Origin of the sequence: Streptomyces sp. CB00316 (genome assembly GCF_001905595.1) — a bacterium.
Taxonomy (GTDB): Bacteria; Actinomycetota; Actinomycetes; order Streptomycetales; family Streptomycetaceae; genus Streptomyces.
Map to the genome: position 1 here is coordinate 113,051 of NZ_LIXI01000004.1, position 24,800 is coordinate 137,850.

Genomic DNA, 24,800 nt, shown 5'->3' on the forward strand with positions numbered 1-24,800 from the left:
GGCGTCACGGCTCCAGCACCACCTTGCCGATCGTGCCGCGTGTCTCCAGGGGGCGCGGGCCGCCGCCCCGCTCGACCATCCGGGGCCCGAGGACGGAGGCGGAGGTGATGGCGCGTTCGGCCAGCTCCTCCGGGGTGAAGGTGAGGGGCTTCTTGTCGTGGAGCCCTCACCGGACCAGCCGTAGACGACGTGTTGCCCGCTTTTGCCGAGCAGGCCGACGGCGCTGCGGGCGGTGGTCGCGCCGACGGAGTCGTAGACGGTGGTGGCCCACCGGCCGGTCGAGGTGTACGCCGGCCGCCTCGACGGCGATGCGGACCTGGCCGGGGCCGGGTAGGGGGTCCTCGGTCCGTTCGTACGTGAGGTTCTCGGCGGGGCCGAAGGTGTGGAGGCGGACGGTGCGCATGGAGGGCTCCCTCGGGGCGGTGTCGCGGGGCGGGCTGTGCCCTCAGCCTCGTACCGCAGGCTCGGTCGAGGTCAGTCCCCGCTCCATGGCTGGCACTCCTTCGCCTCTTTGATGATGCGACGGACCGGGAGCGGTGGCGCGTGACATGCGGCCCGGGGGCGTTGTCAGTGGGGTGCGTCACGATGGGGGCATGGCATCGAGCGCGGGCAGGACGACCAGTCCGACCAGGACCAAGAAGGACACCATCGCGGCGGCGCGCCGCCCGGACGTGCGGCTCCCGCCGCTCGTTCCGTACGACGGCGAGGGTCTGGAGCCGGACGGCGACTACGACGGGGTGCGGTTCGACGGGACGGACCTGGCGGACGCGTCGGGGCCCGGCGCGCGGTTCATGGACTGCGCGCTGGAGGGCTGCGCCCTGGACCGTACGCAGCTGACGCGGGCCCGCTTCATGGACTCGGTGCTGACGGGAGTACGGGGTGTGGGCACCGACCTCGTGGAGGCGTCGCTGCGGGACGTGGAGGTGGTGGACGCGCGGCTGGGCGGGGTGCGGCTGCACGGGGCGGTGCTGGAGCGGGTGGTGGTGCGCGGCGGGAAGATCGACTACCTGAATCTGCGCAAGGCCCGGCTGAAGGACGTGGTCTTCGAGGGCTGCGTGCTCTCCGAGCCCGATTTCGGTGACGCGCACCTGGTGCGGGTGGAGTTCCGGGACTGTGTGCTGAAGCGGGCCGACTTCAGCGCGGTGCGGATGGAGTCCGTGGACCTGCGGACGGTGGCCGAGCTGGACATCGCGCGGGGTGTGGAGCGGCTGGCGGGTGCGGTGATCAGCCCGGCGCAGCTGATGGAGCTGGCCCCGGCGTTCGCGGCGCAGATCGGGATGCGGGTGGAGGGGTGACGTCCGAGGGCAGACGCGTCTGAGGGGCGCGGTCAGAGACGGGGGAAGCGGGCCTGGAGGTCCCAGATCACCGCGTTGTCGGCGAGACCGTCGTGCATGTCGGACAGGTCGGCGATCAGGTCGTGCAGGAAGTCACGGGCCTCGCGGCGCAACAGGGAGTGGCTGAAGGTGAGCGGGGGCTCGTCGCCGGGCATCCAGTCCGCCTCGACGTCGACCCAGCCGAAGCGCCGCTCGAAGATCATGACGTCCGAGGACTCGGTGAAGTCCAGCTCCGCGTACTGCCGCCGGTGCGAGCGGTTGCCGCGGGGGTCCTGGTCGATCTGCTCGACGATGTCGCACAGCGCCCACGCGAAGTCGAGCACCGGAACCCATCCCCAGGCTGTGGACACCTCGCGGTCCGCCTTGGTGTCCGCGAGGTAGACGTCCCCGGAGAACAGATCGTGCCGCAGCGCGCGGACGTCCGCGCGGCGGTAGTCGGTCTGCGGGGGGTCGGGGAAGCGGCGGGAGAGGGAGTAGCCGATGTCGAGCACGGATCGATGGTGTCATGCCCGGGGGTGGGGCTGACACGATCGGGTGAGGCGGCTTCGTCGCCGAGAGCTTCCGCGACGAAGCGGGCCATCACCGCGCCCACCGCCGACGCGGTGTTCGACGAAATCTGACCGCGAGGGGCAGGCCCGGGCACCGGTCACGGCAGCAGGCGCTGCTCCTTCGCGACCGAGACCGCGCCCGCGCGGGTGTCGACGCCGAGCTTGTCGTAGATGCGGCCCAGGTGGGTCTTGACCGTGGCCTCGCTGATGAACAGGGCGCGGGCGATGTCGCGGTTGCCGAGGCCCTGGGAGAGCTGGGCCAGGATGTCGCGTTCGCGGTCGGTGAGGGTGGGGCGGGGGCTGCGCATGCGGGCCATGACCCGGGTGGCGACGGGGGCCGAGAGCGTGGTGCGGCCATGGGCGGCGGAGCGGATGGCGGCGAAGAGTTCCTCGGGGCGTTCCGCCTTCAGCAGGTAGCCGGTGGCGCCCGCCTCGATGGCGCGGGTGATGTCGGCGTCGGTGTCGTACGTGGTCAGCACCAGGACGTGGGCCGTGCCGCCGAGGGCGATGCGGCGGGTCGCCTCGACGCCGTCGATGCCCTCGCCGAGCTGGAGGTCCATGAGGACGACGTCCGGGGTGAGGCGGGCGGCGAGCGCCACCGCCTCCTCGCCGCTGCCCGCCTCGCCGACGACCTCGATGTCCGGTTCGCTGCCGAGGAGGGCCAGCAGGCCGGCGCGGACGACCACGTGGTCGTCGCAGAGCAGGATGCGTACGGGGGCGGGGGAGGGGGCGGACGGGGTTGCCTCGTCGGTCATGTGGGGTCCTCTGTGGGGTTCTCCATGGTGGTGAGCGGGATCTCGGCCGAGAGCACCGTCCCCTCGCCCGGGGCCGACTCGATCGTCAGCGTGCCGCCGAGCTGGTGCACGCGGGCCCGGATCGCGGGGAGCCCGTGGCCGCGTACGGCGTGTTCGTCGCGCGCGCCGGTCGGCTCCGCGGTGAAGCCGCGGCCGTTGTCGCCGATGTCCAGGACCACCCGGTCGCCCAGGTGGGTCAGGGTCAGCCCGGCGGCGGTGGCTCCCGAGTGTTCCCGTACGTTGGCGACGGCCCCCTGGGCGATGCGCAGCAGGGCGGACTGCACCCGGTCCGGCAGGGGGGCGTGCGGGGTGCCCTCCACATGGCAGCGGACGGTGAGTGCCCCCTGCGCCTGGGCCGTCTCGCGGGCCGCCAGTGCATGCAGGGCCGCCTCCAGGCCGCCGCCCTCCGCCAGGTCGGCCGGGGCCAGGTCGTGGACGAAGCGGCGGGCCTCGGCGAGGTTGCGTTCCGCGATGCCGGTGGCCGTACGGACGTGGCGGCGGGCGGCGTTGGGGTCGGCGGTCCAGGTGCGGTCGGCGGCCTGGAGCAGCATCTGCTGGCTGGACAGGCCCTGCGCGAGGGTGTCGTGGATCTCCATGGAGAGCCGCTGGCGCTCGGCGAGGGTCCCCTCGCGCCGCTCGGTGGCGGCCAGTTCGCGCCGGGTGCGCAGCAGGTCGTCGATCAGCTCGCGCTGGCGGGCCGCCAGTTCCCGTTGGCGTACGGCCTGGCGTTGCATATGGACGAATACGGCGGTGGCGACGGCCGCCACGGCGGGCGGGGCCAGCACCAGGTTCGGGTCGAACCCGGTGGCCAGGCGAAGCTGGGCGGCCACCACGAACGCGGTCAGCAGTGCGACCAGGGCGAGCGCCGCGCGCGGCGGCAGGATGCGCAGCCCGGTGTAGAACAGCGGCACCGCACACCACGCGAAGCTAGGCGCGAGCACGACCAGCACCATCCAGACGGCGACGAGCCCCCCGAGCCAGGTGAGCCGGCGCGGGGTGGGGCGCGAGCCGAGGACGGGGCCCAGGAGGTAGAGCACCGCCAGGGTGATCGACAGGGCGATGATCCACGGCGTACGGGCCTCGCCGGGGTGCCGCATCAGGAAGCGGGTCAGCGAGGCGCCCAGCAGCAGGAAGAACGCGGCGTGCATGAGGAGCGCGAGCCAGCGCGCGTCGGGGTCGGGGCCGGTGGCCGTACCGTCCCTCTCCGCGTCGCGTGCACCGTTCCGGTGCTCCACCCTGTACCTCACGTCCTCGCGTTTCCTCGCTGACCTGCGCAGATCCCTCCATGGTGGCCCGGTCCGGCCACCCCCGCATCAACCGATCGGCCGACAGGGGCGTCAGCCGTCCCGCGCGCCCGTTGCAGCCGGTACGTCGACCGTAGGGGGCCGGATCCGCCGGGAGGATCGATGGCGGAGAGCGAAACGCCCGGACCACCGAACGGGCCGGCTGCCCGAGTCGTCGGGCCGCCCCGGAAACCACCAGGAGCCACCATGAAGAAGCTGTCGCTGCGTGCCCGCGTCCTCACCGGTACCGTCGCCGTCGCCGCCCTCGGGGCCGGTACCTTGGGCGCCGTCTCCGCGAGCGCCTCCGCCCCTGCCGCCGCCGCGGTCAAGGCCGACACGGACAACCGCAACCTCCAGCAGAGCACCCACCTCACCGTGGCCGCCGCCACCAAGGCCGCGCAGGCCACGCTGGACGCGGCGCTGAAGGAGAACCAGCGCGTCTCGGTCGCCGTCGTCGACCGCAACGGCAACACCATCGTGACCCTGCGCGGCGACGGCGCGGGCCCGCAGTCCCCCGAGTCCGCCGTGAAGAAGGCGTTCACCGCCGTCTCCTGGAACGCCCCCACCTCCGAGCTGGCGGGGCGCCTGGAGAAGGCCCCGAACCTGAAGGACATCCCTGGCACCCTGTTCCTCGCGGGCGGCGCCCCGGTGCAGGTCAAGGGTGCCCCGGTGGCGGGCATCGGCGTGGCGGGCGCGCCCAGCGGCGACCTCGACGAGAAGTTCGCCCAGGCGGGCGTCGCCTCGCTCGCCCGGTAGTCACGTACGTACGCACGGAACGGAGAGGCCCATGAACGGGATCACCGCCGTGGACCTCCACGACGCGAAGCGCGAACCGGTCCGGCTGGAAGCAGGCAACCGCCCCCTCGGTATCGCCATCCTCTGAGGCGTGGGCCGTCCGCCCGTCCCCCGGGGCGGGCGGCTCCTCCCCAGGCCCCCGGCACCGACCCCGTCCCCGGCCCCTAGGATCAACCGGTGAACCTCCGCCCCCCGGCCCCCGCCGTCCCCCTCCTCCTCGCCCTCGCCCTCCTCGGCGCGGGCTGCACCGGCGGGGTCGAGGGCACCCCGGGCGCGGTCGGGCTGCGCGACCCGTACTTCCCGGGGCTCGGCAACGGGGGCTACGACGTCACCCACTACGGCCTGGAGCTCGACGTCGACCCGGCCGCGAACCGGCTGCGCGGCACGGCCACGATCACCGCGCGCGCCACCCAGGACCTGAGCGCCTTCCACCTCGACCTGGCCGGGCTCGATGTCGAGGGCGCCACCGTGGAGGGGCGCCGGGCGTCCGTGAACCGGGCGGGCAAGGAGCTGACGATCCGTCCGGGCGCCGCGGTGGAGGGCCGGCTGCGCAAGGGGCGCACGTTCACCACCGTCGTGCGCTACTCCGGCTCCCCGCAGACCCTCACCGACGCGGACGGCGGGAAGGAGGGCTGGCTGCGGACGGCGGACGGCGCGGTCGCCCTCGGTGAGCCGTCCGGTTCGATGGCCTGGTTCCCCGGCAACCACCACCCGAGCGACAAGGCCGCGTACGACATCGAGGTCACCGTTCCGGAAGAGCTCGCGGCGCTCTCCAACGGGGAGCTGGTGTCCCGGCGCACGGCGGACGGCCGTACCGCCTACCGCTGGCGCGCCCGCGAACCGATGGCGAGCTATCTGGCGACCGTCGCCGTCGGCCGGTTCGCCACGCAGGAGTCGGTCACGCCCGAGGGCATCCGGCTGTTCACCGCCGTGGACCCGGAGTCGGCGACCGCGAGCCAGGACGTGCTGGACGAGATCCCGGCCGTACTGAAGTGGTCGGCGCAGAAGTTCGGCCCCTACCCCTTCACCTCGGCCGGGGCGATCGTGGAGCGCAAGGGCGACTCCACGTACGCACTGGAGACCCAGAACCGGCCCGTCTTCCCCGGCCCGCCCGACACCGCGCTACTCGTCCACGAGCTGGCCCACCAGTGGTTCGGGAACTCCGTCACCCCCGCGACCTGGCGGGACCTGTGGCTCAACGAGGGGTTCGCCACGTACGCGGAGTGGCTCTGGGCCGCCGACCACGACGACGTACCGGTCCAGGAGAGCTTCGACGAGGCGTACGAGGACGACGCCAACTGGGCTTTCCCGCCCGCGGATCCGCCGGGCGCCGCCGATCTGTTCGAACCGCCGGTGTACGCGCGGGGCGCGATGGTCGTCCACCGGATCCGGCTGGCGATCGACGACGACGCGGCGTTCTTCGCGCTGGTCAAGGGGTGGACGAAGGCCCACCGGCACCGGAACGCCTCCACCGAGGACTTCACCGCGCACGTGGAGGAGGAGACCGGCCAGGATCTCACCGGGCTGTGGGACGCCTGGCTGTACGGGGAAAGCCGGCCGTCCGTGGAGGACTGACCGGCTTCCCGTACCCGAGCGTGAGCGCTACGTGACGTTGACCCCGGTCCAGCCCGAGACCGCCTTCAGCTCCTCGCTGTCCGCGCCCAACAGGTCGGTCGCCGCCTTCTCTCGCTGTGCTCCACACGGGGTGGTGCAGGTGAGTTGACGGACCATCACGCACGCGCACGCACGGGAGCCCCCGGCCGCGTGTGCGGCCGGGGGCTCCCGTGGAGGTGTCGTGCGTCGGGTCAGAGGTTGACGCCGAAGTCGCGGGCGATGCCGCTGAGGCCGGAGGCGTAACCCTGGCCGACCGCGCGGAACTTCCACTCGGCACCGTTGCGGTAGAGCTCGCCGAAGACCATGGCGGTCTCGGTGGCGGCGTCCTCGCTCAGGTCGTAGCGAGCGATCTCGGCGCCGCCTGCCTGGTTGAGGATGCGGATGTATGCGTTGCGGACCTGGCCGAAGTTCTGGCTGCGGGTCTCGGCGTCGTAGATGGAGACCGGGAAGACGATCTTGTCCACGTCGGCCGGGAGGCCTGCCAGGTTGACGTTGATCTGCTCGTCGTCGCCCTCGCCCTCACCGGTGACGTTGTCACCGGTGTGCACGATGGTCTGGTCCGGCGTCGACTTGTTGTTGAAGAAGACGAAGTGGCCGTCGGAGACGACCTTGCCGGCCGCGTTGACCGCGATCGCCGAGGCGTCGAGGTCGAAGTCGGTGCCGGTGGTGGTGCGGACGTCCCAGCCGAGGCCGACCGTGACGGCGGTCAGGCCCGGGGCCTCCTTGGTGAGCGAGACGTTGCCGCCCTTGGACAGGCTTACAGCCATGGGAAGTCCCTTTCCTTGTCGTGTGCGGGCCTTCATGCCATCACGAAAGCTACCGTCACCCGTCCTAACGCAGTCAGCAGACCATGAGGTTCCTGTTCTCTTTACTTTCTTTGCCGAACTTCCTCCTGAAGAGGCCCCGGGCGCGCGAAAGAAGGTGACGAACCGGGTGCGGGGCAGGGAACATGGGTGTCATGTCCGGGCCCTATGTCATCCGCGGCTCGGTCTCCCTGCCGGAGGCCGAGCTCATGTGGCGTTTCTCGCGCTCCTCCGGGCCCGGCGGCCAGCACGTCAACACCAGCGACTCCCAGGTGGAGCTGCGCTTCGACCTCGCGGCGACCGACGCGTTCCCCGAGGTGTGGAAGGCGCGGGCGCTGGAGCGGCTGGCGGGCAGGCTGGTGGGCGGGGTGATCTCCGTACGGGCTTCCGAGCACCGCTCCCAGTGGCGCAACCGCGAGACGGCCGCCGTCCGGCTCGCCGCGCTCCTGGCCGAGGCCACGGCGCCGCCGCCCAAGCCGCGGATCAAGCGCAAGATCCCGCGCGGGATCAACGAGCGCAGGCTGCGCGAGAAGAAGCAGCGCGGCGACACCAAGCGCGGCCGCTCGGGCCGGGACTGGTGACGGCGCCACTCCACGTCCCGTCGCCCCGGCTGCCGGTGGCGTCCCTTGCGGTCCGTCACCCCGACTGCGGGTGGCGCCCCTTGGAGCACGTCACCCCAGCTGCCGGTAGCGCCCCTTGAAGTACGTCAGCGGGGCCCCGTCCGGGCTCGGCAGTTCCGCCGTCAGCACGCGCCCGATCACCAGGGTGTGGTCGCCGGCCACCACGCGCTGTTCCGTACGGCACTCCAGTGTCGCCAGCGCCCCGCCGATCAGCGGCGCGTGGCTCACCTCGCCCCGTACGTACGCCAGGTCCTGGAAGAGCAGCCGGTCGCTGATCCGGCCCTTCATGGCGAACCGTCCCGCGACCTGCCGCTGGCTCGCCGCCAGGACGGAGACGGCCCACAGTGGCTGCTCGTCGAGCAGGTCGTCCATCCGGGAGCCGTTGCGCAGGCTCACCATCACCAGGGGCGGGTCCAGGGAAACGGACATGAAGGCGGTGGCCGTCATCCCGACGTCCTCGCCGCGGCCCTCCTCGTCGAGCGGCGGCTCCTGGGCGGTGACCAGCACCACTCCGGCGGCCAGCCGTGCGAGTGCTGCGCGGAACTCGTCGTTGCTCACCCCCTCAGCATGGGGGATGGGCTCGGGGCGCGGGGTGGCGGGAGTCGTCTGCAGCACACCGGAACGCTAGCCGCGCGCGGTCGGCCACGGCATCGGGCCAGGGGACCAGCCGGGACCTAGGACTTGAGCCCGACGGGCCCCCGGCGTGTCCGGACACCGGAGCATGGCCGGATGCGCACGGCTACGCACGGCCGGATTTGCGCCAGGAAAACGACAGAACGCCCGAAGAGTCACCCTCTATTACGGGACCATCTGTTGTGACTTGAGTCACAGAGTCCATTTTCTGCTGACCCTGTGTACCGGGTGCACAGCTCGCTGTGATTCAGTGGCCGTGACACTGCAACAAGTACGTCGATATGAAACCTGGAGTTGCTGTCGAGGTCTCGGGGAGTGCGAGCGATGGAGGCCGAGTCGGAACCCTACGTCCGCCTTGCGACCATGCGGCAGCTGCACCAGGCCGTCGCTGATCTCAACACGGCGCGGAGCCTGGCGGACACGCTGCAGACCGTGGCGGACGGCATCGTCACCGGTCTCGGATACGAGCTGGGCTGCGTCAATCTGGTCCGGCCCGACGGTGATCTCGTCATCGCCGCCTTCGCGGGCAACGCCGCCGCCGAGGCCCTGATCACCGGTCGCGTCGGCTCCCGCGCCTCCTGGGACCGCCGACTGACCATGGGCGAGGCCTGGGACCAGCTGCGGTTCATCCCGCACACCGAGGGCTGGGTCCTGCTCGACGACGACGTACCGCAGTGGCACACCGAGGGCCCCGAGCCCCGGTTCGAGGACGAGTGGCACCCGCTGGACCGGCTCTACGCCCCGATGTACGCCTCCGGGGGCGGACGGGACCTCCTCGGGGTCATATCCGTCGACCGGCCGCGCAACGGGCGCCGCCCCGGCGCATGGGGGCGCGAGGCGCTCCAGATGTACGCCTCCCAGGCCGCCATTGCGATCAGCAACGCTCGCCTGCGAGCAAACATGCAACGCGCACTGGTCCGGCTGGAGCGCGAACAGCAGGCGCTGCGGGCCAGTGAGGAGTCCTTCCGCCAGGCCTTCGAGTACGCGCCCAGCGGCATGGCCATCGCCGAGATGGGCGGCGACCAGCACGGCCGGCTGCTGCGCACCAACGACGCCCTTTGCCGGCTGCTCGGCCGCCCCGCCTCCGTCCTGCGCCGGTACTCCTTCGCCGACCTGGTCCACCCCGAGGACATCGGCACCCTGCTGCGGACCTCGGCCGAGGGCGGCCGGGCCGAGCTGCGGCTCGCACGGCGGGACGGGACCTACCTCTGGGTCTCCCTGCGCAACTCGGTGGTCGCCGACACCACCGACGGGCCGCGCTTCCTCCTCACCCACGTCGAGGACATAGAGGAGCGCAAGCGCCACGAGCTGAACCTCGCCCACCGCGCCTCGCACGACGCCCTGACCGGGCTGCCCAACAGCGCCGAGCTGAAGTCCCGCCTCAGCGCCCGTATCTGCGAGCGGCCGAACTCCCCGGCCGCCACCGCGATCGAGGCTCTGGACGCGGCGTACGGGGACGTCGAGTCGTCCCTCACCCACGGCTACCAGGCCGACGGGTACGAGGGGGAGGTCTCGCCCGGCGGCGGGCTCTACGACCACCATGTGCACACGCTCGCCCCCGACGCGGAGCACGACGACGGCACGAAGGGGCTCGCGGTCCTCTTCTGCGACCTCGACGGCTTCAAGTCCATCAACGACCGCTTCGGCCACCACACGGGTGACGCGGTGCTCATAGAGGTCGCGCGGCGGCTGTCCGCCTGTGTCCGGGACGGCGACACGGTCGCGCGGCTCGGAGGTGACGAATTCGTCGTTCTCGCGGACGGCCTTGGGGCGGCGGACGCCGCTGACCTGGCCGTACGTCTGCGCAATGCCATCATTCCGCCCATAAGGGTCGACGGGCGCGCCGTCCGGGTCGGGGCGAGCTTCGGCATCGGCTGGGCCGAGTGCGGGATGAGCGTGGAAGAGGTCCTGCGCTCCGCCGACCAGCGGATGTACGTCGAGAAGCGGTCGCGGGCGAAGGTTCACCGCCGGGCCGGCTGACGTCATGAACACGTGTCCCCCCTACCCCGTACCCGTTCCCGCGAGCCCGCCCGGCCGGTGACCGCAATTCGGGCTGTGCTCCGTTCGAGGTAGGCTCGGCCGGTCGGCGACGGCTGGCGAGATGGTGAGGAGTGACCCAGGGATGACGGCCGGAAACAACGGCGCGAGCAAGCCCGAGGACGACGATCCGTTCGGCTACCTGTACGCGGACGGACAAGCGGCAGGCGCCCAGCCGCCCGGTCAGGGCGGCTACGGCTACCCGGGTCCGGCCGCGCAGCCGGGCGTGCCCAGGACGTCGTACAACCAGGTGCGGACGGTCGGTGAGCGCCAGTACGGGCAGCACCAGGTCCCGCCGCAGCAGGGGTACGGCTACCCGCCCCAGCAGGCTTACGGCCAGCCCGCGCAGCAGTACAACGCGCCGAACCCGCAGTACGCGGCCCCCGAGACCTACCCGGGCGGCGCGACCACCGCGCAGCACGGCTCGGTGCCGGGCGGCGGCGGTTCCGGCGGCCGGGGCGGCCCGAACACCAAGGCGCTGCTGATCGCGGCGGTCGCCGTGGTCGCGGTCGTCCTCATCGGCATCGGCGCCGCGCTGCTCTCGGGCAACGACGGCGACAAGGACAAGAAGAACGAGGCCGTGTCCTCGGAGGGCCCCGCCGACAAGGTCGAGGAGTCCGGCAAGCCGGAGAAGAAGCCCGAGGAGACGCCGAAGCCCGTCGAGCTCCCGAAGCAGGACGCGGCGACGCTGACGCTGGGCGGCTCGGCCTCCCTGGACAGCACGGTCAAGGGCGCCAAGGGTGCCAACGGCAACTACATCAACCTGAACGAGGTCGGCCGGTCGGCCACCTGGACGGTCGATGTGCCGGCGGCCGGTCCGTACACCCTGTACGTGACCTACGGCGTGCCCGGCAAGGACGCGAAGACGACCCTGACGGTCAACGCGCAGGAGCCCCGTGGCATCAACATGAAGAACTTCGCTCGCGCTCCCGAGGGCGACCTGGAGAAGGGCTGGACGAACACGTACGCCTACGTCCAGCTCGACAAGGGCTCCAACACCCTCAGGCTGTCGTGCGAGACGGGCGACGAGTGCGACGCCAACCTCGACCAGCTGGAGCTGAAGTCGGGTCACATCAAGCCGAACGGCTGATCGCGAGCCTCTGCACGCACGTACGTACGCCCTGACCGCCGCTCGAAGGTGGTCAGGGCGTCGGCGTGTGCGGGTGGGTGGTCAGGTCAGGGGGCCGTGGTGTGCGGCTCCACCTTCACCCGCGGCAGCAGCTCCGCGTAGGCCGCCGCGTCGAACTCGCCGGCCGCCGGGGCCAGGACCGTCGCCGTCGACAGGGCCACCGCCCGTGCCAGCCGCTGCGGCCAGTCGAGCCCCTCGACCAGGGCGGACAGCAGGCCGGCCACCGCGGAGTCGCCCGCTCCGGTCGGGTTGCCGCGTAGGGCGGCGGGCGGGGCGGCGCGCCAGGTGCCCTCCGGGGTGTCGGCGAGGACGCCCTCGGGCCCCAGGGAGGCGATCACCGCGTGGGCCCCGCGCCGGCGGGCGTCCCGGGCGGCGCGCAGCGGTTCGCGGAAGCCGGTGAGCTGGGCCAGCTCGTCCGCGTTCGGCTTGACCAGGTCGGGGCGGGCGGCGACGCCCCGGCGCAGGGGTTCGCCGCTGGTGTCCAGGAGCACGGGTACGGAGGCGGCGCGGGCGATCCGGACCAGCTCCGCGTAGGCGCCGACGTGGACGCCGGGCGGCAGGGAGCCGCAGAGCGCCACCGCGTCGGCGGTGCCGACGAGCTCCTCGTACGTCCGCAGGAAGGTGGCCCATTCGGCGGCGCTCACCTGCGGTCCCGGCTCGTTGAGCTGGGTGGTGTCGCGGGTCGAGCGGTCGGTGATCGCGAGGGTGCGGCGGGTGTTCCCGGCGACGGGGACCAGGGCGTCGCGGGGCGGGAGCGGGCCGAGGAGGCCGCGCAGGACGTCTCCGGTCGCGCCGCCGGCGAAGCCGGTGACCACGGTGTCGTGGCCCAGCGCGCCCAGCACCCGGGCGACGTTCAGTCCCTTGCCGCCGGGGCGTTCGGTGACGTCGCAGACGCGGTGGCTGGTGTGCGGGACGAGCGCGTCGACGGTGTACGTCACGTCGAGCGCGCTGTTCAGAGTGACGGTCAGGATCACCTGGTCCGGCACCTCCCTCGATCCGTCGGTCCGTCGGTCCATGGCCCGTGCGCGTGCTTGCGGGTGCATGCCGCGGTCGTGCTTGCGGGCCTGGTGATCATGTCAAAGGGATGGCGGTCGGGCCCAGTCCTCGGGCCCGGCCGCCATCTCTTCGTTACGTGCTCACCGGTCCGGGCCAGGGCCTCAGGCCGTCTTGGGCTCGATGATCCAATCGCCCTTGCGCATGACGCCCGCCAGGACGAAGTCCTCGTCGAGCACCACCAGGTCCGCGTCCTTGCCCGGCTCCAAGGAACCGACCCGGTCGTCCACGCCCAGGAGGCGGGCGGGGTTGGCGGAGATGGACCGTACGACGTCCTCGACGGGGATCCTGTCGATGGTGACGGCCCGGCGGAACGCGGTGTCCAGGGTGAGGGTGGAGCCCGCGATGGAGCCGCCCTCCACCAGCCGGGCCACCCCGTCCCTGACCTCGACGGCGAGCGGGCCGAGCTGGTACTCGCCGTCGCCGAAGCCGGCCGCGTCCATCGCGTCGGTGATCAGCGCGACCCGGCCGGCGCCCTTGTGGCGGTAGGCCAGCTCCAGGGTCGCCGGGTGCAGATGCGTACCGTCGTTGATCAGCTCGACGGTGATCCGGTCGTCCTCCAGGAGGGCGGCGATCGGACCGGGCTCGCGGTGGGCCAGCGGGGGCATCGCGTTGAACAGGTGCGTGGCGACGGTGGCGCCCGCGTCGATCGCCTCGACGGTCTGCTGGTACGTCGCGTCCGTGTGGCCGATCGCGGCGATCACCCCGTGCTCGGCGAGCAGCCGTACGGAGTCGATGCCGCCGGGCAGCTCGGTGGCGAGGGTGAACATCCGGGCGGTGCCGCGGGCCGCGTCCATCAGCTTGCGGACCTCGGCCGGGTCCGGGTCGCGCAGCAGGTCCTCGCTGTGGGCGCCCTTGCGGCAGGGCGAGATGAAGGGGCCCTCGAAGTGGATGCCGGCCAGATCGCCCTGCTCGACGAGCTCGGAGAGGACGCCGGCGCGCCGGGCGAGGAAGTCCATCTCGCCGGTGACCGTGGAGGCGACCAGGGTCGTGGTGCCGTGCTCGCGGTGCGTCCGGATGCCGTGGAGTACCTCGTCCACGGTGCCGGAGGTGAAGGAGGCCCCGCCGCCGCCGTGGTTGTGCATGTCCACGAAGCCGGGGACCACCCAGTGGCCGGTCAGGTCGATGACCCGGGCGTCCTTCGGGGCGGAGTCCGAGATCCGGGTGGACTCGACGGTCACCCGGCCGTCCTCCACGGTCCCGGTGGGAAGGACCACCCGGGCGCCCGCGAGGACCGTGCTGTCTGCTGCGCGTCCGGCCATCAGGCGGAAACCTCCGTGGAGAGTAGATCCCAGGCGAGCAGCCCCGCGCCCAGGCATCCGGCGGTGTCCCCGAGGGCCGCCGGGACGATGTGGGGCAGCTTCTGGAACGTGACGCGTTCCTCGACGGCCGCACGCAGTGGTGTGAACAAGGTTTCCCCGGCCTCGGCGAGACCGCCACCGATGATGAGCGTGCTGGGGTCCAGCAGGGTGAGCGCGGTGACGAGCCCGGCGGCGAGCGCGTCGACCGCGTCCTGCCAGACCGCGACCGCCGCCGGGTCGCCCGACTCGACGGCCTTGGCGCAGTCCGCGGCGTCCGCCTCGGGGTCGCCCGAGGCGGCGGCCCAGGCCCGGGTCACCGCGGAGGCGGAGGCCAGGGTCTCCAGACAGCCGCGTTGGCCGCAGCCGCAGTCCGGCCCGTCGGGGCGGACCACGATGTGGCCGATCTCGCCCGCGCACCCGTGGGCGCCCGCCTCGATCCGGCCCGAGATGCCGATGGCCCCGGCGATCCCGGTGCCCAGCGGCACGAACAGGAAGCGGTCCGCGCCCCGGCCCGCCCCGATGCGGCCCTCGGCGAGCCCTCCGGTGCGGACGTCGTGTCCGAGGGCGACCGGGATCCCGCCGAGGCGTTGGCCGAGCAGGGCGCGCATCGGCACGTCGCGCCAGCCCAGGTTGGCGGCGTAGACCGCGATCCCCTTCTCGGCGTCGACGATGCCGGGCACGGCGACCCCCGCCGCGACGGCGCTCTCGCCGAAGTGCTCCTCGCCGTGGGCGCGCAGATCCGCGGCGAACGCGAGGATCGTCTCGACGACCGCGTCGGCGCCGCGCTTCCGGCCGGTGGCCCGCCGCGCCTCATGGAGCAGCGTGCCGTCGGTTCCGACCAGCGCGGCCTTCATTCCGGTGCCGCCCACATCGAGGGCGATGACATGTCTCACGAGAGACAGTTTCGCCCGCCGACCCCTAAAAGGTCTAGTCCACTAGCGTGGTTTGTTGCGCACCCATACAAAATGATGGGCGAGTGAGGCCGGAACGTTTTCTGCCGGAAAGCGACGAAATGGTCATGCGTAACAGAGGCCTGTTCGACCAATGGTCTGGACCAAGATACGGGTTCGGCGCCCCGACTGCCAGGCGACGTAAGCCAGTTGTGGCCCCCGGGGTCCGTATACGTTGCCGAAGCGATACGCCGGTGGTGTAGACCTCCCCTCCGTCGTGGGGGAAAATCGCAGTTCATCCGGACGGTGGCAGGACGGGTGGCGGCGCCGTGGCCGACCGACGAGAGGTCCGCACAGCGACGCTGCGCCACCGTCCGTGACCAGGTGGATCAACGAGGATGGGCGAGGCTGTGCAGCGGCGCTTTACGGTTCTGACCGCGGTGGTGGCCGCGCTGGGTATGACGGCAACGTTGTCGGGCTGCGGGGGTGACAGCGGCTCGGGCGACGTCACCCTCACGCTGGTCGCCGCCGACTACGGCAACAGTGCGGCCAACAGCTCCGAGAAGTACTGGAGCGGTGTCGCGGCGGGCTTCGAGAAGGAGCACCCCGGCATCAAGGTCGACGTCAACGTCTACTCCTGGAAGGACGTCGACCGCAAGGTCGCCGAGATGGTGAAGGCGGGCAAGGCCCCCGACATCGCCCAGATCGGCGCCTACGCCGACTTCGCCAAGGACGGCAAGCTCTACAGCGCCGACCAGATGCTCTCCATCCGTACCCAGGCGAACTTCCTGCCCACCCTCACCGACGCGGGCAAGGTCGACGGCACGCTGTACGGGCTCCCGTTCGTCGCCAGTACCCGGCTGCTCTTCTACAACGAGAAGCTCTTCGGCCAGGCGGGCCTGGACGCCCCCGAGACCTGGGACGACATCCAGAAGGACGCCACCGCGCTCAAGGCGAAGGGCGTCAAGTACCCCTTCGCCCTGCCGCTCGGCCAGGAGGAGTCCCAGGCGGAGACCCTGATGTGGCTGCTCAGCAACAGCGGCGGTTACGTCGACGACGTCGGCCTGTACGACATCGACTCGGCCCAGAACATCGCCACGTTCAGCTGGCTGAGGGACAACCTCGTCGGCAAGGGCCTCACCGGCCCCGTCGAGCCGGGCAAGCTGGACCGGGCGAAGGCCTTCGAGGCGTTCACCAAGGGCGAGGTCGGCATGCTGAACGGCCACCCCACGCTGATGGAGGAGGCCGAGGCCAAGGGCGTCAAGGTCGGCATGGTGCCGCTGCCCGGCGCCGAGGGGCCGACCAAGGGCTCGATGGGCGTCGCCGACTGGATGATGGGCTTCAAGCAGAACGGCAACCGCAAGGCGATCGGCGAGTTCTTCGACTACGCCTACTCCGACGAGAACGTGCTCGCCTTCGCCGACGAGTACGACCTGCTCCCGGTGACCGGCAGCGCGTCCGCCGAGATGGAGACCGACGCCAAGCACGCCAAGCTCCGCGAGTTCCTGGCGGCGCTGCCCAACTCCCAGCTGCCCCCCTTCGGCAAGACGTCCTGGGCGACGGTGAGCGAGTCGATCAAGACGAACATCGGCGAGGCGGTCGCGCCCGGCGGCAGCCCGGAGCGGGTGCTCGGGGCGATAGCCGCGGCGGCGGCGAAGGCGGAGAGCGCGGAGTAGGCGGGCGCGGTTAGGTTGGTCGTATGACCGCTTCCGACGCCGAGCCCGAGCCTGCCGCCCCGGGGCTGTCCGACCGTGACCGTGCTCTGCTCGCGCTGGAGCGGAGGTCCTGGGCGGGGCCCGGGGCGAAGGAGCGGGCGATCCGGGAGGAGCTGGGCATCTCCCCGGTCCGCTACTTCCAGCTCCTGAACGCGCTGATCGAGGACGAGCGGGCGCTGCGGGAGGACCCGGTGACGGTGAACCGCCTGCGCCGGCTGCGGGCGGCGAGGCGTGAGCGGCGCTGAGCTACCGGGGCGGAGCCCCGGGTGGGCCTGGGCCGCGTGTTCGGCCGTACCCCGCTAGGCTCAACCCCATGGGCAGCCACTCCGTACAGCCGCCGATCCCGACACCGACCACCCCGGCCGGCCGCGAGGGCCTGGACGCCGTCCTCGCCCGCCCCGACCGCGCGGTCATCGCCCTCGACTTCGACGGCACGCTCGCCGACATCGTCCCCGACCCCGAACGCGCCCGCGCCCACCCCGGCGCCGTGGACGCGCTCGCCGCACTCGCGCCCAAGGTCGCCTCGGTCGCCGTGATCACCGGGCGCCCCGCAGGCGTCGCCGTCCGCTACGGCGGCTTCGCGGGCGTCCCCGGCCTCGACCACCTCGTGGTCCTCGGCCACTACGGCGCCGAGCGCTGGGACGCCGTCACCGGCACCGTGAACGCCCCGGCCCCGCACCCCGGAGTGGCCGCGGCGCGGGCCGAACTCCCCGGCGTACTGCACGAGTCCGGCTCCGGGCACGGCACCTGGATCGAGGAGAAGGGGCAGGCCGTCGCCGTCCACACCCGCCGCGCCGACGACCCGCAGGCGGCCTTCGAGACCCTGCGCGGCCCCCTCGGCGAGCTGGCCGCCCGTCACGGGCTGATCCTCGAACCAGGCCGCCAGGTCCTGGAGTTGCGCCCGCCGGGCATGGACAAGGGCGTCGCCCTGGCCACGTACGTCGCCGAGGTCGACGCGGAGTCCGTCCTGTACGCGGGCGACGACCTCGGGGACCTCGCCGCCTTCGCCACCGTGGAGAAGCTGCGCGGCGCCGGCCCGGACGGCATCCCGGGGCTGCTGGTGTGCAGCGGCAGCGCCGAGGTGCCCGAACTGGCCGAGCGCGCCGACCTGTTGGTCCCGGGTCCGGCCGCCGTGGTCGACTTCCTGGCGGCCCTGGCGCACCGTCTCTGAAAGCCCCTCACTCCTGCCGCAGCGCCTCCAGCTGGTCCAGGAACCACTGCTGCGGCGGGAGCGCCGTCGCCGCCTCCGCCAGCCGCTTCGTGCGGCCGGTCCGCTCCTCGGCGCTCATCGACAGGGCCTCGTGCAGCGCCTCCGCCGTGCCCACCACGTCGTACGGGTTCACCACGATCGCGTCCTCGCCCAGCTCCTCGTACGCCCCCGCCTCCCGCGACAGCACCAGCGCGCAGCCGTGGTCGGAGACGACGGGGACCTCCTTGGCGACCAGGTTCATGCCGTCGCGGATCGGGTTGACCAGCGCCACGTCCGCCAGCCGGTACGCGGCGAGCGAGCGGGCGAAGTCGTCCTTCACGTGGAGGACCACCGGCGTCCAACTCTCCGTGCCGTAGGCCCCGTTGATCTCGGTCGCCAGGGACTGCACCGCCGCCGTGTAGTCCCGGTAGACCGCGAGGTCCTGGCGGGAGGGGTAGGCGAAGGCGACGTGGACCACGCGCTCGCGCCACTCGGGGTGGGCGTCCAGCAGGGCCCGGTACGCGTGCAGGCCGCGCACGATGTTCTTGGACAGCTCGGTGCGGTCCACCCGCACGATCGTCTTCCTGCCCTCGCCCACCTGCTCCCGCAGCGCCTCCATGCGCTCGTCGACGTCCGCCTCCTGCGAGCGCCGCCGCAGGAAGTCCGCGTCCGCCCCGAGCCCGTGCACCCCGATCCTGGTCCGGCCCGTCCCGCCGAGGATCTCCGTACAGCAGCTGATGAACGCGTCCGCCCAGCGCCGGGTCAGGAACGCGGCCCGGTCCGCACCGAGGATGCCGCGCAGCAGCTGCTCGCCGATGTCGTCGGGGAGCAGCCGGAAGTAGTCCACGGGGGCCCACGGGGTGTGCGAGAAGTGGCCGATCCTCAGGTCCGGGCGCAGCTCGCGGAGCATGCCGGGGACCAGGGCCAGGTGGTAGTCCTGAACCAGCACCGCCGCCCCGGTCCCCGCCTCCTCGGCGAGCGCCTGGGCGAAGGCCCGGTTGTACGTCTCGTACGAGGCCCACCGGCGCCGGAACTCCGCGTCGAAGACCGGCTCCACGGGCGTCTGGTAGAGCAGGTGGTGGACGAACCACAGCACGGAGTTCGCGATGCCGTTGTACGCGTCGGCGTGGACCTCGGCGTCGATGTCGAGCATCCGTACGCCCGGCTCACCGACCCCGCGCCGCACCGCCTCCCGGTCACCGTCGCCGAGGGCCGCGCAGACCCACAGCTTGTCGTCCACTGCGCTCAGCCCGGAGACGAGCCCGCCCCCGCCGCGCTTGGCGTCGAGCGTCCCGTCCTCGCCGAGCGTGTACGTGATCGGGCCGCGGTTGGACGCGACGAGGACCTGGGCGGTGGACGGGGCGGGGGAGGGTGTTGCGTGCTCGGAGACCATGTAGCGGAACCTAGCCCGTTCGGGAAGCCCCCAAACGCCTCGGAGCCTCACGCGCCCACGACGCCCGCGTGCGCCTCGGAGCCGCCGGAGCCCCCCCGCGCCTCACGCCGCCCACCGTTGCGCGTACTCCTCGACCTCCCGCATCGGCGGCCGCTCCTCCGTGTCCACCGCATGGGTGCGCGGCACGAACCCCTCCTCGCCCCGCTCGAACTGCGTCAGCGCCGGCCGCACCAGATGGCCCCGGGAGAGCCGCAGCTGCGCCGTGCGGTAGATCGCCGCCGCCATCCGGCCCAGCGCCTGCCCGTCCTGGTGGCGGTGGCGCCGCACCCCGACGTCGACCTGGCCCAGCGCGTCCAGGCCCACGGTGTGCAGCGCGTCGACGAGGAGCCCCAGCTCCACCCCGTAACCGACCGGGAACGGCAGCCGCTCCAGCAGGGACCGCCGGACCGCGTACTCGCCGCCCAGCGGCTGCACGAATCCGGCCAGCTGCGGCCAGTGCAGATTGAGCAGGGGACGTGCCACCAGTTCGGTGACGCGGCCGCCCTGACCTGCGGTGTCGCCGAGCGGGCGGTCGTACATCGCCTTGACGAACTGCACGGCGGGGTCGGTGAGCAGCGGCCCGACCGTGCCAGAGACGAAGTCCGCGGAGAAGTCCTTGAGGTCGGCGTCGACGAAGCAGACGATCTCGCCGCTGGTCACCAGGAGCGACCGCCAGAGCACCTCGCCCTTGCCGGGCAGGGCCGGGATCCGGGGCAGGATCGCGTCCCGGTGGACCACCCGGGCGCCCGCCGCGCGGGCGACGGCGGCGGTGGCGTCGGTGGAACCGGAGTCGATCACGACCAACTCGTCGACCAGCCGGACCTTCTCCATCAGCTCGCGCCGGATCGTCGCCACGATCGCCCCGACCGTGGCCTCCTCGTTCAGCGCGGGCAGCACCACGCTCACCGACGTACGGTGAGGATCGGCGGCCCGTGCGTCGGTGAGCCGGTTCAACGGGCGGTCGGCGGACGACCAGGAACGCCTGGCCAGCCAGCGTTCCACCTCTTCGAGCACGGTCGGCACTCCTCGCATGTGATCCATCTCGCCGTTCGGACGACTATCTCAGCAGTCCGGTCCTTCGGTTACAGTCTTGAACAACGCGGATGACCGTCGCATGTCGGGGTCCGTCCGCACACAAACGCCTGGATCGAAGATCCAGTGCCATAGAGCTCATCCAGAGGGACTGAGGGAACGGCCCGTTGAAGTCCCGGCAACCCTCCTACCGACCGCGAGGTCACGGTGGGGAAGGTGCCAATTCCGTCTTGTGGCGAAATGCGCTGCAAGGAAGATGAGGAGAGAGGGCCTCCGCCATCATGGCTGTTCAGACCATCGCAGGTAATGCCACCACCGCTTCCGTGGACCTCGGTCCCGCCGTGGCGCTTTCCTGCCGCGAATGCGGTGAGCGTTTCGAGCTCGGCCCCCTTTTCGCCTGCGCGTCCTGTTTCGGACCCCTGGAAGTCGCGTACGACCTGCCCACCGGCTCCCCCGAGGAACTGCGCAAGCGCATCGAGGCCGGACCGGACAACATCTGGCGCTATGCCCCGCTGCTGCCGGTTCCCGCCGATGTCGCGGAGAAGCCCAATATCAACCCCGGTTTCACCAAGCTGGTCAAGGCCGACAACCTCGCCCGTGAGCTGGGCGTCACCGGCGGTCTGTACGTGAAGGACGACTCCGGCAATCCGACGCACTCCTTCAAGGACCGCGTCGTCGCGATCGCCGTCGAGGCCGCCCGCGCCTTCGGTTTCACCACCCTCTCCTGCTCCTCCACGGGCAACCTGGCCGGTGCCGTCGGCGCCGCCGCCGCCCGCGCCGGACTGCGCTCCTGCGTCTTCATCCCGCACGACCTGGAGCAGGGCAAGGTCGTCATGGCCGCTGTGTACGGCGGTGAGCTGGTCGGCATCGAGGGCAACTACGACGACGTCAACCGCTTCTGCTCCGAGCTCATCGGCGACCCGCTCGGCGAGGGCTGGGGCTTCGTCAACGTCAACCTGCGCCCGTACTACGGCGAGGGCTCCAAGACCCTGGCGTACGAGATCTGCGAGCAGCTCGGCTGGCGGCTGCCCGACCAGATCGTCATCCCGATCGCGTCCGGTTCCCAGCTGACGAAGATCGACAAGGGGTTCCAGGAGCTGATCAAGCTCGGCCTGGTCGAGGACCGGCCGTACAGGATCTTCGGCGCCCAGGCCGAGGGCTGCTCCCCGGTCTCCGCCGCCTTCAAGGCCGGGCACGACGTGGTCCGCCCCCAGAAGCCGAACACCATCGCCAAGTCCCTGGCCATCGGCAACCCGGCGGACGGCCCGTACGTCCTCGACATCGCCCGCCGCACGGGCGGTGCGGTGGAGGACGTGAACGACGAGCAGGTCGTCGACGCGATCAAGCTGCTGGCCCGCACCGAGGGCATCTTCGGCGAGACGGCGGGCGGCGTGACGGTCGGCGTGACGAGGAAGCTGATCGAGGCCGGCGTCATCGACCCGTCGCTCACCACCGTCGTCCTGAACACCGGTGACGGGCTCAAGACGCTCGACGCGGTCTCCGCGACCTCGCAGGCGACGGCCACCATCAAGCCGAGCCTGGACGCGTTCCGCGCCGCGGGCCTCGCCTCCGACTGACCCCCCCGACCGCAGCAGCCAGAAAGGCGTCCGCCATGAGCGTCAAGGTCCGCATCCCCACCATCCTCCGCACGTACACGGGCGGCCAGGCCGAGGTCACCGCGGAGGGCGCGAAGCTCTCCGAGGTCATCGAGTCGCTGGAGAAGGACCACCCGGGCATCGCCGCCCGTGTCCTGGACGACCAGGGCAAGCTGCGCCGCTTCGTCAACGTGTACGTCGACGACGACGACGTGCGCTTCGAGGGCGGCCTGGACGCGGCCACGCCCGACGGCGCCGGCATCTCGATCATCCCGGCCGTGGCCGGCGGCTGCTGATCCGACGGCCCTCGGCTGAACAACGGTTGCCCTCTCCGCGACACAAAGCGGAGGGGGCAATTCTGCATGGTTGAGCACGGTAGAGTTGGGGAAGCCCCCTTCGCTGCGCGTGCCGCCCGCATATGAGAATGCGCCCGGCCCCGATGAGAAGCAGCCAAAGTGCGTGAACCTCTTGAGGCATAAGTGGCCTTTGCCTGGCCCGACTTGCCCGCAAATTTCAGCAATCCCGCATATTCGGGCGTTCACCTGTGCCCAGAATTCTCGTCCGATTGACCTGTTGCAGAGGGCAGTTGGGCGGATACATTCGGCCGCGGTCGACGCGCTGCGGCGCCGCGCACCCTCTCCTGTCGGAGGGTGAGTTCCGACCCGGGTCCGCGAAGTGCGGTCCCGTGCAAGGGCCAGTTATAGGGGAGTTAGGCATGGCTCAGGGCACCGTCAAGTGGTTCAACGCGGAGAAGGGGTACGGCTTCATCGCGGTCGACGGTGGTGCGGATGTTTTCGTCCACTACAGCGCGATCCAGATGGACGGGTACCGCACCCTCGAAGAGGGTCAGCGAGTTGAATTCGAGATCTCGCAGGGCCAGAAGGGGCCCCAGGCCGACATGGTCAAGCTCGCCGTCGGCTGAAGCTCGGCGCTGCCGTCCGACACCACTACTCACGCGCGTAGGGCCCGACCCCGGATCAGGGGGTCGGGCCCTACGCGCGTCCCGGGACCGTATGGCGGGCCCTGGCCTGAGGCGCTTGCACTCTCGGGGGTCGAGTGCTAATCATTGGCGTTAGCACTCTCCAGGTGAGAGTGACAGAAACTTGGACCGGGCCGGTGAGGCCCGCAGGCGCGGTGGGGCAAGGAACCACCACGCAGGCAGGCCGTCCGTCGCGGGCGCCTCTCGGTCCGGAGAATCCACCCCTGTCCGGGAGGACCACTTCACATGGCCAAGATCATCGCGTTCGACGAGGAGGCACGGCGCGGTCTCGAGCGCGGGATGAACCAGCTCGCCGACGCCGTCAAGGTCACCCTCGGCCCCAAGGGCCGTAACGTCGTCCTCGAGAAGAAGTGGGGCGCGCCCACGATCACCAACGATGGTGTTTCCATCGCCAAGGAGATCGAGCTCGAGGACCCGTACGAGAAGATCGGTGCGGAGCTGGTCAAGGAGGTCGCCAAGAAGACGGACGACGTCGCCGGTGACGGTACGACCACCGCCACCGTTCTCGCCCAGGCTCTCGTCCGCGAGGGTCTGCGCAACGTCGCCGCAGGCGCCAACCCGATGGCCCTCAAGCGGGGCATCGAGAAGGCCGTCGAGGCCGTCTCCGCCGCTCTGCTGGAGCAGGCCAAGGACGTGGAGACCAAGGAGCAGATCGCTTCGACCGCCTCCATCTCCGCCGCCGACACCGAGATCGGCGCCAAGATCGCCGAGGCGATGGACAAGGTCGGCAAGGAAGGCGTCATCACCGTCGAGGAGTCCCAGACCTTCGGTCTGGAGCTCGAGCTCACGGAGGGTATGCGCTTCGACAAGGGCTACATCTCGGCCTACTTCGCGACCGACATGGAACGTATGGAGGCGTCGCTCGACGACCCGTACATCCTGATCGTCAACTCGAAGATCGCCAGCGTCAAGGACCTGATCCCGCTGCTGGAGAAGGTCATGCAGTCGGGCAAGCCGCTGCTGATCATCGCCGAGGACGTCGAGGGCGAGGCGCTCTCCACCCTGGTCGTCAACAAGATCAAGGGCACGTTCAAGTCCGTCGCCGTCAAGGCTCCGGGCTTCGGTGACCGCCGCAAGGCCATGCTCGCGGACATCGCCATCCTCACCGGTGGCACCGTGATCTCCGAGGAGGTCGGTCTCAAGCTGGAGAACGCCGGCCTGGACCTGCTCGGCCGTGCCCGCAAGGTCGTCATCACCAAGGACGAGACCACGATCGTCGACGGTGCCGGTGACAGCGAGCAGGTGCAGGGTCGCGTCAAGCAGATCCGCGCCGAGATCGAGAACTCCGACTCGGACTACGACCGCGAGAAGCTCCAGGAGCGCCTCGCGAAGCTGGCCGGCGGCGTGGCCGTCATCAAGGCCGGCGCCGCCACCGAGGTGGAGCTCAAGGAGCGCAAGCACCGCATCGAGGACGCGGTGCGCAACGCCAAGGCCGCCGTCGAGGAGGGCATCGTCGCCGGTGGTGGCGTGGCTCTGCTCCAGGCCTCGGCCGTCTTCGACAAGCTCGACCTCACGGGCGACGAGGCGACCGGCGCCAACGCCGTGAAGCTCGCCCTGGAGGCCCCGCTCAAGCAGATCGCCGTCAACGGTGGTCTCGAGGGTGGCGTCGTCGTCGAGAAGGTCCGCAACCTGCCGATCGGTCACGGCCTCAACGCCGCGACCGGCGAGTACGTGGACATGATCGCCGAGGGCATCATCGACCCGGCGAAGGTCACGCGCTCCGCTCTGCAGAACGCCGCCTCCATCGCCGCGCTGTTCCTCACCACCGAGGCCGTCATCGCCGACAAGCCCGAGAAGGCCGGCGCGGCCGCCCCGGGCGGCATGCCGGGCGGTGACATGGACTTCTGACCGGCCCTGCCGATCGAAGCTCCACGTACGTCCCACAGGGGCGGTACCTCCCTCACCGGAGGTGCCGCCCCTGTGGCGTCGGCGCTGAAGCAAACCGGAACAACGGGTGCGGGGGCAGGGCGTACGCGAACGGGGGCGGCGATGGGGTGGGGCAG

Annotated in this window: 24 protein-coding genes, 2 pseudogenes and 1 riboswitch; of the genes and pseudogenes, 13 read left to right on the plus strand and 13 right to left on the minus strand. The window is 71.4% G+C overall.

The genetic code is table 11. From position 1 onward, the window contains the following. Positions 1-4: 4 nt before the first annotated feature. Together AMK21_RS36860 and AMK21_RS37085 are read right to left on the minus strand one after the other, a co-directional pair. Positions 5-282: pseudogene (locus AMK21_RS36860) on the minus strand (oxidoreductase); the annotation flags it as partial. Then, positions 281-403 (minus strand): annotated as a pseudogene (locus tag AMK21_RS37085) (oxidoreductase); the annotation flags it as partial. The pseudogenes AMK21_RS37085 and AMK21_RS36860, both read right to left, overlap by 2 nt. Before the next feature lie 190 nt (positions 404-593). Here AMK21_RS37085 and AMK21_RS11920 point away from each other — a divergent pair. Beyond that, a complete protein-coding gene (locus tag AMK21_RS11920; RefSeq protein WP_199863180.1) occupies positions 594-1,295 on the plus strand; it encodes a pentapeptide repeat-containing protein in 702 nt (233 codons plus the stop codon). 32 nt (positions 1,296-1,327) lie between these two features. On the opposite strand, the gene AMK21_RS11925 is transcribed toward AMK21_RS11920, so the two are convergent. The 3 genes from AMK21_RS11925 to AMK21_RS11935 form a co-directional block, all read right to left on the minus strand. Then, complete coding sequence (locus AMK21_RS11925; RefSeq protein ID WP_073877015.1) at positions 1,328-1,825, minus strand: hypothetical protein; 498 nt, start codon at positions 1,823-1,825, stop codon at positions 1,328-1,330. Positions 1,826-1,980: 155 nt separating this feature from the next. Then, on the minus strand, positions 1,981-2,637 hold the full coding sequence (locus AMK21_RS11930; protein ID WP_073877017.1) for a response regulator: 657 nt from the start codon (positions 2,635-2,637) through the stop codon (positions 1,981-1,983). Next, positions 2,634-3,911, minus strand: a complete 1,278-nt coding sequence (locus AMK21_RS11935) for a sensor histidine kinase (RefSeq protein WP_073877019.1) — start codon at positions 3,909-3,911, stop codon at positions 2,634-2,636. Before AMK21_RS11935 ends, AMK21_RS11930 begins: the two co-directional genes overlap by 4 nt. Positions 3,912-4,166: 255 nt before the next feature. Between AMK21_RS11935 and AMK21_RS11940 the strand changes: the two genes are divergently transcribed. After that, a complete protein-coding gene (locus AMK21_RS11940) occupies positions 4,167-4,715 on the plus strand; it encodes a GlcG/HbpS family heme-binding protein (RefSeq protein WP_073877021.1) in 549 nt (182 codons plus the stop codon). Between the two features lie 216 nt (positions 4,716-4,931). Then, a complete protein-coding gene (locus AMK21_RS11945) occupies positions 4,932-6,329 on the plus strand; it encodes a M1 family metallopeptidase (RefSeq protein ID WP_073877023.1) in 1,398 nt (465 codons plus the stop codon). 27 nt (positions 6,330-6,356) lie between these two features. Here AMK21_RS11945 and AMK21_RS36650 read toward each other — a convergent pair whose 3' ends face one another. Beyond that, positions 6,357-6,485, minus strand: a complete 129-nt coding sequence (locus tag AMK21_RS36650; RefSeq protein ID WP_267893911.1) for a hypothetical protein — start codon at positions 6,483-6,485, stop codon at positions 6,357-6,359. A 74-nt stretch (positions 6,486-6,559) separates the two neighbouring features. Then, the gene (locus AMK21_RS11950; protein WP_073877025.1) at positions 6,560-7,135 is read right to left on the minus strand and encodes a TerD family protein; all 576 of its coding nucleotides are present in this window, start codon (positions 7,133-7,135) and stop codon (positions 6,560-6,562) included. 182 nt (positions 7,136-7,317) lie between these two features. Between AMK21_RS11950 and arfB the strand changes: the two genes are divergently transcribed. After that, positions 7,318-7,752 carry an alternative ribosome rescue aminoacyl-tRNA hydrolase ArfB gene (gene arfB / locus AMK21_RS11955; protein WP_073877027.1) on the plus strand — a complete coding sequence of 145 codons (435 nt, stop codon included), beginning with the start codon at positions 7,318-7,320 and terminating at the stop codon, positions 7,750-7,752. Positions 7,753-7,842: 90 nt separating this feature from the next. Here the strand turns inward: arfB and AMK21_RS11960 are convergent, their stop codons facing one another. After that, a complete protein-coding gene (locus AMK21_RS11960) occupies positions 7,843-8,349 on the minus strand; it encodes a flavin reductase family protein (protein ID WP_073877029.1) in 507 nt (168 codons plus the stop codon). 399 nt (positions 8,350-8,748) lie between these two features. Between AMK21_RS11960 and cdgB the strand changes: the two genes are divergently transcribed. Together cdgB and AMK21_RS11970 are read left to right on the plus strand one after the other, a co-directional pair. After that, positions 8,749-10,404, plus strand: a complete 1,656-nt coding sequence (gene cdgB / locus AMK21_RS11965; protein ID WP_073877031.1) for a diguanylate cyclase CdgB — start codon at positions 8,749-8,751, stop codon at positions 10,402-10,404. A gap of 142 nt (positions 10,405-10,546) precedes the next feature. After that, positions 10,547-11,551 (plus strand): carbohydrate-binding protein, encoded by a 1,005-nt coding sequence (locus AMK21_RS11970; RefSeq protein ID WP_073877033.1) that lies wholly within the window; start codon positions 10,547-10,549, stop codon positions 11,549-11,551. A gap of 86 nt (positions 11,552-11,637) precedes the next feature. On the opposite strand, the gene AMK21_RS11975 is transcribed toward AMK21_RS11970, so the two are convergent. The 3 genes from AMK21_RS11975 to AMK21_RS11985 form a co-directional block, all read right to left on the minus strand. Further along, positions 11,638-12,564: a 1-phosphofructokinase family hexose kinase gene (locus tag AMK21_RS11975; RefSeq protein ID WP_073877890.1), complete on the minus strand. Its 927-nt coding sequence runs from the start codon at positions 12,562-12,564 to the stop codon at positions 11,638-11,640. A 183-nt stretch (positions 12,565-12,747) separates the two neighbouring features. Continuing rightward, complete coding sequence (gene nagA / locus AMK21_RS11980; protein ID WP_073877035.1) at positions 12,748-13,905, minus strand: N-acetylglucosamine-6-phosphate deacetylase; 1,158 nt, start codon at positions 13,903-13,905, stop codon at positions 12,748-12,750. Beyond that, positions 13,905-14,798: an ROK family protein gene (locus tag AMK21_RS11985; RefSeq protein ID WP_234421939.1), complete on the minus strand. Its 894-nt coding sequence runs from the start codon at positions 14,796-14,798 to the stop codon at positions 13,905-13,907. The genes nagA and AMK21_RS11985 overlap by 1 nt, the downstream gene beginning before the upstream one ends. 434 nt (positions 14,799-15,232) lie before the next feature. Between AMK21_RS11985 and AMK21_RS11990 the strand changes: the two genes are divergently transcribed. The 3 genes from AMK21_RS11990 (at position 15,233) to otsB (ending at position 17,720) form a co-directional block, all read left to right on the plus strand. Beyond that, a complete protein-coding gene (locus tag AMK21_RS11990; protein WP_073877039.1) occupies positions 15,233-16,510 on the plus strand; it encodes an ABC transporter substrate-binding protein in 1,278 nt (425 codons plus the stop codon). Positions 16,511-16,533: 23 nt separating this feature from the next. Beyond that, complete coding sequence (locus AMK21_RS11995) at positions 16,534-16,794, plus strand: DUF3263 domain-containing protein (protein WP_073877041.1); 261 nt, start codon at positions 16,534-16,536, stop codon at positions 16,792-16,794. A gap of 68 nt (positions 16,795-16,862) precedes the next feature. Beyond that, on the plus strand, positions 16,863-17,720 hold the full coding sequence (otsB, locus tag AMK21_RS12000; protein ID WP_073877043.1) for a trehalose-phosphatase: 858 nt from the start codon (positions 16,863-16,865) through the stop codon (positions 17,718-17,720). A 7-nt stretch (positions 17,721-17,727) separates the two neighbouring features. Here otsB and AMK21_RS12005 read toward each other — a convergent pair whose 3' ends face one another. Then, positions 17,728-19,131, minus strand: coding sequence for an alpha,alpha-trehalose-phosphate synthase (UDP-forming) (locus AMK21_RS12005; protein WP_073877045.1), 1,404 nt, complete (start codon positions 19,129-19,131; stop codon positions 17,728-17,730). A gap of 102 nt (positions 19,132-19,233) precedes the next feature. Then, positions 19,234-20,184 carry a glucosyl-3-phosphoglycerate synthase gene (locus tag AMK21_RS12010; protein ID WP_073877047.1) on the minus strand — a complete coding sequence of 317 codons (951 nt, stop codon included), beginning with the start codon at positions 20,182-20,184 and terminating at the stop codon, positions 19,234-19,236. 153 nt (positions 20,185-20,337) lie between these two features. Further along, positions 20,338-20,465, plus strand: a riboswitch (SAM riboswitch). A gap of 18 nt (positions 20,466-20,483) precedes the next feature. On the opposite strand from AMK21_RS12010, the gene thrC reads away from it, so the two are divergent. From thrC to groL, 4 genes are all read left to right on the plus strand, one after another. Continuing rightward, positions 20,484-21,779 (plus strand): threonine synthase, encoded by a 1,296-nt coding sequence (gene thrC / locus AMK21_RS12015; RefSeq protein WP_073877049.1) that lies wholly within the window; start codon positions 20,484-20,486, stop codon positions 21,777-21,779. 35 nt (positions 21,780-21,814) lie between these two features. After that, positions 21,815-22,093: a MoaD/ThiS family protein gene (locus AMK21_RS12020; protein WP_073877051.1), complete on the plus strand. Its 279-nt coding sequence runs from the start codon at positions 21,815-21,817 to the stop codon at positions 22,091-22,093. A 419-nt stretch (positions 22,094-22,512) separates the two neighbouring features. After that, on the plus strand, positions 22,513-22,719 hold the full coding sequence (locus AMK21_RS12025; RefSeq protein ID WP_003967346.1) for a cold-shock protein: 207 nt from the start codon (positions 22,513-22,515) through the stop codon (positions 22,717-22,719). Between the two features lie 303 nt (positions 22,720-23,022). Then, the gene (groL, locus tag AMK21_RS12030) at positions 23,023-24,645 is read left to right on the plus strand and encodes a chaperonin GroEL (protein WP_030566847.1); all 1,623 of its coding nucleotides are present in this window, start codon (positions 23,023-23,025) and stop codon (positions 24,643-24,645) included. Positions 24,646-24,800 lie beyond the last annotated feature (155 nt).

What these genes read in the sequence shown, in the direction of transcription:
- AMK21_RS11920 (WP_199863180.1), top strand. Translation starts at nt 594, where the DNA reads ATGGCATCGAGCGCGGGCAGGACGACCAGTCCGACCAGGACCAAGAAG.
- AMK21_RS11930 (WP_073877017.1), bottom strand. Translation starts at nt 2,637, where the DNA reads ATGACCGACGAGGCAACCCCGTCCGCCCCCTCCCCCGCCCCCGTACGC.
- AMK21_RS11940 (WP_073877021.1), top strand. Translation starts at nt 4,167, where the DNA reads ATGAAGAAGCTGTCGCTGCGTGCCCGCGTCCTCACCGGTACCGTCGCC.
- AMK21_RS36650 (WP_267893911.1), bottom strand. Translation starts at nt 6,485, where the DNA reads ATGGTCCGTCAACTCACCTGCACCACCCCGTGTGGAGCACAGCGAGAG.
- AMK21_RS11950 (WP_073877025.1), bottom strand. Translation starts at nt 7,135, where the DNA reads ATGGCTGTAAGCCTGTCCAAGGGCGGCAACGTCTCGCTCACCAAGGAG.
- arfB (WP_073877027.1), top strand. Translation starts at nt 7,318, where the DNA reads ATGGGTGTCATGTCCGGGCCCTATGTCATCCGCGGCTCGGTCTCCCTG.
- cdgB (WP_073877031.1), top strand. Translation starts at nt 8,749, where the DNA reads ATGGAGGCCGAGTCGGAACCCTACGTCCGCCTTGCGACCATGCGGCAG.
- AMK21_RS11970 (WP_073877033.1), top strand. Translation starts at nt 10,547, where the DNA reads ATGACGGCCGGAAACAACGGCGCGAGCAAGCCCGAGGACGACGATCCG.
- nagA (WP_073877035.1), bottom strand. Translation starts at nt 13,905, where the DNA reads ATGGCCGGACGCGCAGCAGACAGCACGGTCCTCGCGGGCGCCCGGGTG.
- AMK21_RS11985 (WP_234421939.1), bottom strand. Translation starts at nt 14,798, where the DNA reads ATGAAGGCCGCGCTGGTCGGAACCGACGGCACGCTGCTCCATGAGGCG.
- AMK21_RS11990 (WP_073877039.1), top strand. Translation starts at nt 15,233, where the DNA reads ATGGGCGAGGCTGTGCAGCGGCGCTTTACGGTTCTGACCGCGGTGGTG.
- AMK21_RS11995 (WP_073877041.1), top strand. Translation starts at nt 16,534, where the DNA reads ATGACCGCTTCCGACGCCGAGCCCGAGCCTGCCGCCCCGGGGCTGTCC.
- otsB (WP_073877043.1), top strand. Translation starts at nt 16,863, where the DNA reads ATGGGCAGCCACTCCGTACAGCCGCCGATCCCGACACCGACCACCCCG.
- AMK21_RS12005 (WP_073877045.1), bottom strand. Translation starts at nt 19,131, where the DNA reads ATGGTCTCCGAGCACGCAACACCCTCCCCCGCCCCGTCCACCGCCCAG.
- thrC (WP_073877049.1), top strand. Translation starts at nt 20,484, where the DNA reads ATGGCTGTTCAGACCATCGCAGGTAATGCCACCACCGCTTCCGTGGAC.
- AMK21_RS12020 (WP_073877051.1), top strand. Translation starts at nt 21,815, where the DNA reads ATGAGCGTCAAGGTCCGCATCCCCACCATCCTCCGCACGTACACGGGC.
- AMK21_RS12025 (WP_003967346.1), top strand. Translation starts at nt 22,513, where the DNA reads ATGGCTCAGGGCACCGTCAAGTGGTTCAACGCGGAGAAGGGGTACGGC.
- groL (WP_030566847.1), top strand. Translation starts at nt 23,023, where the DNA reads ATGGCCAAGATCATCGCGTTCGACGAGGAGGCACGGCGCGGTCTCGAG.